Consider the following 8,149-nt stretch of genomic DNA (forward strand, 5'->3'; position numbering starts at 1 on the left):
CCCTAGTGTTAACATTTTGAGTACTCAGATTATTGTAACTTAGAAACTATATCAAACTGTTCAATCAAATGAATGACCACAACTGATCGTTTTTTACTCAAGTTTTAATATGGGACTATAAGTAGTAGGCACGCTACCGCACTGGCTAAGCTACAGCCAGTGCTTCACTATGATAATAATGGCTCTTTACATAGCCATTATCTTAAATAACAATTACATTTCAGCTTTAACAAATAATTAAGAGGAAAGCAACTTCATTACAGTTTCTCTGAACTTCGCCCCTTCCTTCAGGTTACGCAGGCCATAGTTCACAAACGCCTGCATATACCCCATTTTCTTACCGCAGTCATAGCTGTCGCCGGTCATCAGCATCGCATCAACCGACTGCTTCTTCGCCAGCTCAGCAATCGCATCGGTCAGCTGGATACGATCCCAGGCGCCCGGCTCGGTTTTTTCCAGTTCAGCCCAGATATCCGCATTCAGCACATAACGGCCAACTGCCATCAGGTCGGAGTCCAGGGTCTGCGGCTGATCGGGTTTTTCGATAAACTCAACGATACGGCTCACCTGCCCTTCCGTCTCCAGTGGCTCTTTAGTCTGAATTACAGAATACTCAGAGAGATCGCCCTTCATACGTTTCGCCAGCACCTGGCTACGGCCCGTTTCATTGAAACGTGCCACCATTGCCGCCAGGTTGTAACGCAGCGGATCGGCGGAAGCGGTATCAATAATGATGTCCGGCAGGACCACGATGAACGGGTTATCACCCACTACCGGACGCGCGCAGAGGATTGAGTGCCCCAGACCCAGCGGCTGCGCCTGACGCACGTTCATGATGGTCACGCCAGGAGGACAGATAGACTGAACTTCTGCCAGAAGCTGACGCTTAACGCGCTGCTCAAGCAGCGCTTCGAGTTCATAAGAGGTGTCGAAGTGGTTCTCAACGGCATTCTTCGAAGAGTGCGTCACCAGAACGATTTCTTTGATCCCCGCAGCAACAATCTCGTCGACGATGTACTGAATCATCGGCTTGTCAACGATCGGCAGCATCTCTTTAGGAATGGCCTTTGTGGCGGGCAACATATGCATGCCCAAACCCGCTACCGGTATGACTGCTTTCAAATTAATCATTATTTCTTCCACCTTAAAATGGTTGACGAATTATAGCTTTTAAACCTGTTTTCGCCAGCATGTTTTGCCGTAAATATGAAGTAATCCTAGGTCACCCCACCACAAATTACAGTAGTTGTAATCTGAATAGATCGCGATTCCGTACCAGGAATAGTCGCAAAATAGGCTGTAGGATTACCTGTGCGGCAGCGCAAAATTCAACCGTTCCGTATTCACCACGTGTTGATCGACCCGATCAATATCCACCGAACTCTGCCCCTTTTCATTTACCGCTTTTATGTTCGCGAGCGACAACAGCGTCTCGTTTTTGGCCATAAACTTCCCGCGCACGTCTTTGCGCAAGTCGAAGTTCATCTTAAGCGCTGGTCCCGTCGCTGACTCCTGCATCACGTTGATATTACGCAAGAAAAGATGCTGTGGCTTGTTGTGCAGCTCAAGCGTTGCCCGCTGCATGTTGACGTTGGTGATGGCAACAAACGAGGTGGCATTGCCGGAGGAAATCTGTATCCCGCGCAGCTTATAGGCAAGCTGTCGGTTATCCAGGCGAATATCGTTAAGTTTGAAGTTTTGCGGTATCGACAGATAATCGCCCTTGATCACGCCATACCCGATTAACATTCCGGCGCTGTTCACCATATCGATATTATCAATAACGAAATTATCACAGCCATAAATAGCTACCGTTGCGTTATCAATTCCGGCCTTTTTACTGAAGTCGGGAGTAATATTGCTGGCCTTGATATTACGGATAACAAAGTGTTTACCGTTTTCAACATGGACCAACTGCCGACAGTTGCTGCCGGTGATATTTGCCACCACGAAGTTTTTAACGGTCTGCTGTTCCGGATAGTCATTGTCGTACGTGCTGCCAGCCAGCCCAATGCCTATCCCCCAGTTGATCTTGCCGTTTGTGCAGTTGATGTTATCGATCACGTGGTCAGAGATCAGGATATTGCGGTCGTTAATCGCCACGTTCCACTCAATCGCGTCACCCTGCAAATGGCTGAATTTACTGTTGGTTATGCGCGCACCGTCCACCTGATTATGAAAACCCTGGCGCAGAATGGCGTAGTTGGCCTGGCTCACGGCAATGCGATCGATAAGCAGGTTACGCATCACTCTCGGCTTTTTACCGCCGATGTAGATCTGGGTGACGGGGCCGAAGCCGCTCATCGCCAGCCCTTTAATGACACAGTCGGAGCCACGCACGTCCAGCGTAATGTTATGCGTGCGCCCCTCTCCTTCCCCAATGACCTTACAGCCTTCCTGGAGCACAAACCGCCCCCGGCCGTTGCCCTTCAGCGCACCGCGGATCAGCAGGGTTTTGCCATCAGGAATGAAAATGCCGGTATTGATGTTTTCACAGGTTAACCCGGCGGGAACAACAACGGTATCGCCCTCGGCAAAAGCCTGCTTAAAGGCGGCGATCCAGTCGTTATTGTTGTAGCGATCGACAGAAACCGTCTTCCCGGTTGCCGCCCGCACAGCGCGGGGCGACAGCAGCGGCATGGCAGCCAGGACGGATAAAGAAGAGACAAATCGGCGTCGGGTAATCTTTTTCAGCATACAACCTCAGCATTACAGCGTTTGCAGCAGGCTCGCTAACTGGCGATTAATCACCTGCTGATTGAATTCTGCTTCAACTTTTTGCCGCGCATTTTGCAGCACAGGGATCAGCGTCTGCTGATCGATATCGCTGAACGCAGCCAGACGATCCGCCAGCGCCAGCGCATTGTTTTCAGGGACCAGCCAGCCGGAGTGTTCAGAGGTGATCAGCTCCGGGATACCGCTGTGCAGGGTCGAGACCACCGGAATGCCGACCGCCATCGCCTCCATCAGCGCCACGGGAATACCTTCCATATCGCCGTCGGCGCCGGTTACGGAAGGCAGCAGGAACACATCCGCATCATCAAGCATGGCTTTCACTTCGTGGCTCGGCTTGAAGCCCGGCATCTCGACCACGTCTTCCAGCTGATACTGTTCAATCAGCGTGCGCAGGCGACGCTCCCACGGCCCGATACCCAGGATGCGGTAGTGGAAGTCCACTCCGCGTGCCTTCAGCTGACGACAGGCTTCGATGGCTACGTGCAGCCCTTTCTTTTCGGTCAGGCGGGCAACAGAGATAATTTGCAGCGGCTTGCCCGGCACCTTGACCGGTCGCTGGGTGAAGCGTTCCATGTCCACGCCCATGCGTGAAACGGTGATTTTCTCGCTCGGGCACCCCATGGTTTTCAGGCGTCCGGCCCACAGGTTGCTTATCGGCAGCATCATGTCGCCACGGCGAAACAGCTGCTGATATTCCGGCGTGTAGTGGTTCAGTACTTCCCGGCTGGAGATGTCGATACCGTGGAAAATGGTTGCGATTTTGCCGTCAATCACCCCCAGCTCACGCAGTTTTGCCGCAGTGACGCCCGCCGGGCCAAAGTGGGCGATAAAGACATCGGCCCGGTACGGCTGCGCCGTTTGCCCGCAAATGGCGGAAAGGATCAGGTTGCGGGCCTCCGCCCCATAGCGCGACATATTCAGCGCCCGCCACGTCGAGGCGCGATGCAGGCCGCGCAGCGTCTGGCTGGCGCGATGGCGCAGTTTGTTCAATCGTCCGGCGGGTTCATCCTGCAACCAGCGGGTTTTCGCCTCCAGCCCATACCGGGTATACGCCGCATGGGTGTTTTGCGTATCGCCCTTTTGCAGGGCGATAATCTCCACGTCATACCCCATATCGATAAACGCGGTGATTTGGTTCAGCACAAAGGTTTCAGATGACAGCGGAAATTTCAGTAAGAAGAAACCAACCTTCATTTCCCCTCCCGGACGCGGTCGAGTACGGATTTCACCATGCCAATACCTTTTTCGCGTTCGGCTTTTACCGCTATCGCCAGACGTTCGTTGATCGCAGGCAGCTGGCCGAGCGTGTCGCCCACCATCGCACCCAGCGACCCGTCCAGCAGATGACGAATATCGACGGCCATTTCCGGCATACCGAGCTGCTGCATAATGCCCGCGGACTTGTGTTCGTAGTTAATGGCGATGGCTGGCGTGCCGAAGTTCATCGAGATAATGGCCGAGTGCAGACGCGTGCCCACGGTCAGGTCGCAGGCGGAGAGCAGCTTGCCCATCTCCAGATCGTTCAGCTCGTCCATCACCACGTGATAGCGGGACGGATCGTTCACCAGGTTGCGCAAGTTGAGCGCCACCATACGGTCATCTTTGTTGTAGCTGTCGATACCGGTACAGGTGGAAAGCGCCAGCACCTGGTAACCGCTGTCCAGCACGCGGTTCACCACATCGGCAAAGGCTTTCTCGTACGCCGCCTGGGTCGTGCCGAGGCGTTTATCGAACGGAGCAAGTTCACGCAGGGTAATGGCGACGGTTTTCTGCTTTGCCGCCACGTCCAGCCAGTGCTGTACCGCGTAGCTGGCCTGGAAACTGTCATCCTGATGATCCACCAGCCAGGCGGTGTCCACACCGTGCTCCACTTTGGTGGTGTCGATTTCACTGCGCTTCATCATGTCGAGGCTGACCGATTCACGCAGGATCAGCGCGTCGCAGTGGCCGAAGACATAGTTCGCCAGCTGGTTAAACTGCGGATCCTGGAATGGCCCGACGCTGTGGCCGATCATAAACAGCGGCTTTTTCGCCATGAACGTACAAAGTGCATGCTCAAACTGCGGCACGCCGTACAGATCGACGAAGAACGAACCGCCCACCTGAATAATGGCGTCATAGCCGGACAGCAGACGAACAAAATCGGTAAAGCCCTGCGCGATGGCAATGTTGCGCAGCTTGCCGGTGTCGGTCACGCGAGAAAGCAGCACCTGATGCTGGTAGCGGCGACGCAGCACTTTCTTCACGCGCCCCATCACGCCCGCGGCGTTGTTGTGCTGTTTCATCTGGCTGTAGAGCGGGTCGCCCATCACCGGGCGGTTCAGTAACCAGGATGAGCTGACCGGATAACGGCTCATCACATCCACTTCAGTCTCAGGCTTAAGGGTGTTAATTGCATCCAGTAAACCGCGCAGGATGGCGCTGTCGCCACGGTTGCCGCAGGTATGGTTGCCAAGAATAAGTAATTTCATAATGGCCTCGTAAAATTAGCCTGCGCGAAGCAGCGTTTTCATTTTTTCGTTACGGCAAAACTGGCGCTTCATCTCGACCACCAGCGCATTGCGTGACAGCACAATCATCACGCCGAACGCCAGCGCGCCTGCCGCGACCTGCACCGCAAGCAGCGCCGCCAGCGGCAGATGCCCGTTGAGCACCACGCCCAGGCCGTAGCTCACCGCAAGCGTCGGTAAGGAGAGATAGAACGGCAGCCACAGGCTGAGGATGTACTGACGGTAGCTGGAGCCCAGCACCGGTTTGATCATCACGAAGTAGCTCAGCACGGTATTGACGATTTGCACCAGCAGGAAGCCGAGCGTCACGCCAATGGCGCCCGCCATGTGGCCGCCCACAATAATTGCCGGAATAAACAGGAAGGTTTTAAACACGTTGAACTTGAAGCTGATATCCACGCGCGCCTTCGCCATTAGCAGAGAACCAATCGGGTTCCCCACCGAGCGCAGCAGCCCCACGACGCACAGCAGTTGCAGGATCGGGATGATGCTGTTCCACTTCTCGCCAAACACCAGCGGTACGAAATTGCTGGCGACCACCATCAGCCCCAGCAGGACCGGGAAGTTGATGATCCCCACGACGGAGAGCAGCTTGTAAAAGTTCACGCGCAGCTTTTCGGTATCGTCCTGAATTTTGGCGAACGCCGGGAACAGCACGCGGGTAATGATAGGGTTGAGCTTCATCGGCGGGACAACCGCGACGTTATACGCCAGGTTGTAGCCACCCGCGACGCTCGCGCCCAGAATGCGCGCCAGCACCAGAGTGGAGAGGTTAGTATTCACGTAGTTGATAATGCTGTCTGCCGTCAGCCACGCGCCGAAGCGCAGGTTGGATGAAACAGACGCCAGCGAAAAATGCAGCCCCGGGCGATAAATCTTGCGGCCAAAGAAGCCAAACAGCAGCGTGCGCACGGCAGAGTTAACCAGGTAGCCGAGGATGGCGGTCATCGCCAGCGGCCAGAAATGGGCGCTGACCACGGTGAAGGTAAAGCCCGCCAGTACGGCGCTGGTTTCAATCATGCCGATTTTGTTGAACTCCAGCTCTTTCTGCATCAGCGCGCGGAACTGCTGCCCGTGAGGGATCACCACGAAAGCGAACGACAGGGTGCGCATCAGCGGCGCCAGGTCCGGGTTATGCAGCACGCCGGCAATCACATCGCTCAGCAGGAACACCAGCACAAAGACGAAGATACCCAGCCCGACGTTCAGCCAGTAGAGGGTGGTCAGCTCCAGATGGCTGATCTCCTTGCGCTGGATAATGGAGTTGGCGATACCAAAGTCCGACAGCGTATCGGCCAGGGCGATAATCACCAGCGAGACGGTCAGCAGACCAAACTGGTGGTTATCGATAATGCGCGCCAGCACCGTCATCTGCACCAGGCCGAGGCCAATGATGACGATGGTGGCCATGGCTGACCACTTGGCGCCGCTGATGGTTTTTTCTCGTAAGCTCATCTTAGTACGCCGCTTTGTTCACGAAACCTTTGAAAACGGTCAGAAAAACAATCTTGATATCGAACCAGAGGCTCCACTCGCGGATGTACTCCAGATCGAACTCGATACGTTTTTCCATTTTTTCCAGCGTGTCGGTCTCGCCGCGCCAGCCGTTGATCTGCGCCCAGCCGGTGATGCCTGGCTTCACCTTATGGCGCAGCATGTAGCCTTCAATCAGGGTGCGGTACTGCTCGTTATGGGCCACGGCGTGAGGACGAGGCCCGACGATGGACATCCCGCCGGTGAACACGTTGATGAACTGCGGCAGCTCATCGAGCGAGGTACGGCGCAGGAAGTTGCCCACGCGGGTGACGCGCGGATCGTTCTGCGTCGCCTGGGTCACCACCTTGTCGTTCTCCATCACCTTCATGGAGCGGAATTTCCACACCATGATCGGCTTACCGTCCATGCCGTAGCGGGTCTGACGGAAGATGATCGGCCCCGGCGAGCTGAGCTTCACCGCCAGCGCAATGCAGCACAGCACCGGGGAAATGAGCAGCAGGATCAGGGACGAAAGGACGATATCTTCCACGCGCTTCAGCACGCGGTTAATCCCCGACAGCGGCGTGTCGTACAGTGGAACAACCGGTACCCCGTTCACCTCTTCAATACGGGAGTGGAGAATATTGAAGGTAAAAACGTCCGGGATGAGGATCACCGAGCAGGTTGTATCCGCCAGCTCGCGCATCAGTTTCTTGATGCGGGATTCATCTTTCATCTGCATGGCGATGTAGACGTTATGAATTTTGCCGGCTTTCGCATCGTCAATAAGCTGTTCGTAGTTACCTGCCCAGTCGGACGGCACGCCGCCGGGCTTCGCGTCGTGATAAATCCCGACCACTTCAAAACCTAACCACGGCTCTTTGCGGAAGCTGTCGAGCAGCACCTGCCCCACCGGCAGGTCGCCCGCCACGGCAACGAAGCGACGGTTATACCCGCGGTTGCGCAGCCAGCCCGCGCCAAAGCGGATCAGCGAGCGGCAGACCACCATGCCAATGCTGGTTAACAGATACCAGCAGAGATAGGTCACAAGACGGTTATCAAAATCATGGCTGAACGCCACCAGCCCTGCGCTGAAAACCAGGCTTAAGGTCCAGTTCTGGAGCAGCAGCATCAGTTCGGTGGTCATTTTGACGCCGCGCCATGAACGATAGAAATCGGTCATGCCGCCGATCATCTGAAACACCACCAGCGCAATCAACGCCATCAGCAAGTGCATGTATAAGAACGACTGCCCGCTGACCCAACACACCGCCCACAGTCCGCCGACCATGATGGTGATATCAGAAAAACGCTGCACCATAGAGATTAACGATGCATTCGTTCTCGCTCGTTCGCGCTTTTTTAGATTTGTCATCGTTGTTCCTTTAGTTCTAAACCTTACCCCTCGCCCCTCACCCCGGCCCTCT

At 55.1% G+C, this 8,149-nt stretch carries 6 protein-coding genes; all 6 read right to left on the reverse strand.

Translation table 11 applies throughout. The features are described 5' to 3' along the window. Window positions 1-237 precede the first annotated feature (237 nt). On the reverse strand, window positions 238-1,131 hold the full coding sequence (gene galF, locus IM290_RS20770) for a GalU regulator GalF (protein WP_047056180.1): 894 nt from the start codon (window positions 1,129-1,131) through the stop codon (window positions 238-240). Window positions 1,132-1,305: 174 nt separating this feature from the next. Continuing rightward, window positions 1,306-2,697 carry a colanic acid biosynthesis protein WcaM gene (gene wcaM, locus IM290_RS20775; protein ID WP_045339093.1) on the reverse strand — a complete coding sequence of 464 codons (1,392 nt, stop codon included), beginning with the start codon at window positions 2,695-2,697 and terminating at the stop codon, window positions 1,306-1,308. 12 nt (window positions 2,698-2,709) lie between these two features. Beyond that, window positions 2,710-3,930: a colanic acid biosynthesis glycosyltransferase WcaL gene (gene wcaL / locus IM290_RS20780; RefSeq protein WP_047726988.1), complete on the reverse strand. Its 1,221-nt coding sequence runs from the start codon at window positions 3,928-3,930 to the stop codon at window positions 2,710-2,712. Beyond that, a complete protein-coding gene (gene wcaK, locus IM290_RS20785) occupies window positions 3,927-5,207 on the reverse strand; it encodes a colanic acid biosynthesis pyruvyl transferase WcaK (protein WP_017383279.1) in 1,281 nt (426 codons plus the stop codon). Before wcaK ends, wcaL begins: the two co-directional genes overlap by 4 nt. Before the next feature lie 15 nt (window positions 5,208-5,222). Continuing rightward, window positions 5,223-6,701, reverse strand: coding sequence for a colanic acid undecaprenyl disphosphate flippase WzxC (wzxC, locus tag IM290_RS20790; protein ID WP_003863527.1), 1,479 nt, complete (start codon window positions 6,699-6,701; stop codon window positions 5,223-5,225). A gap of 1 nt (window position 6,702) precedes the next feature. Next, entirely contained in the window at window positions 6,703-8,097 is a 1,395-nt protein-coding gene (wcaJ, locus tag IM290_RS20795; RefSeq protein ID WP_032619344.1) for an undecaprenyl-phosphate glucose phosphotransferase, read from the reverse strand. Window positions 8,098-8,149: the final 52 nt, after the last annotated feature.

The sequence above is a fragment of the Enterobacter cloacae complex sp. S1 genome (genome assembly GCF_014930525.1).
Taxonomy (GTDB): Bacteria; Pseudomonadota; Gammaproteobacteria; order Enterobacterales; family Enterobacteriaceae; genus Enterobacter; species Enterobacter hormaechei_C.

What these genes read in the sequence shown, in the direction of transcription:
- wcaL (WP_047726988.1), bottom strand. Translation starts at nt 3,930, where the DNA reads ATGAAGGTTGGTTTCTTCTTACTGAAATTTCCGCTGTCATCTGAAACC.
- wcaJ (WP_032619344.1), bottom strand. Translation starts at nt 8,097, where the DNA reads ATGACAAATCTAAAAAAGCGCGAACGAGCGAGAACGAATGCATCGTTA.
- wcaM (WP_045339093.1), bottom strand. Translation starts at nt 2,697, where the DNA reads ATGCTGAAAAAGATTACCCGACGCCGATTTGTCTCTTCTTTATCCGTC.
- wcaK (WP_017383279.1), bottom strand. Translation starts at nt 5,207, where the DNA reads ATGAAATTACTTATTCTTGGCAACCATACCTGCGGCAACCGTGGCGAC.
- wzxC (WP_003863527.1), bottom strand. Translation starts at nt 6,701, where the DNA reads ATGAGCTTACGAGAAAAAACCATCAGCGGCGCCAAGTGGTCAGCCATG.
- galF (WP_047056180.1), bottom strand. Translation starts at nt 1,131, where the DNA reads ATGATTAATTTGAAAGCAGTCATACCGGTAGCGGGTTTGGGCATGCAT.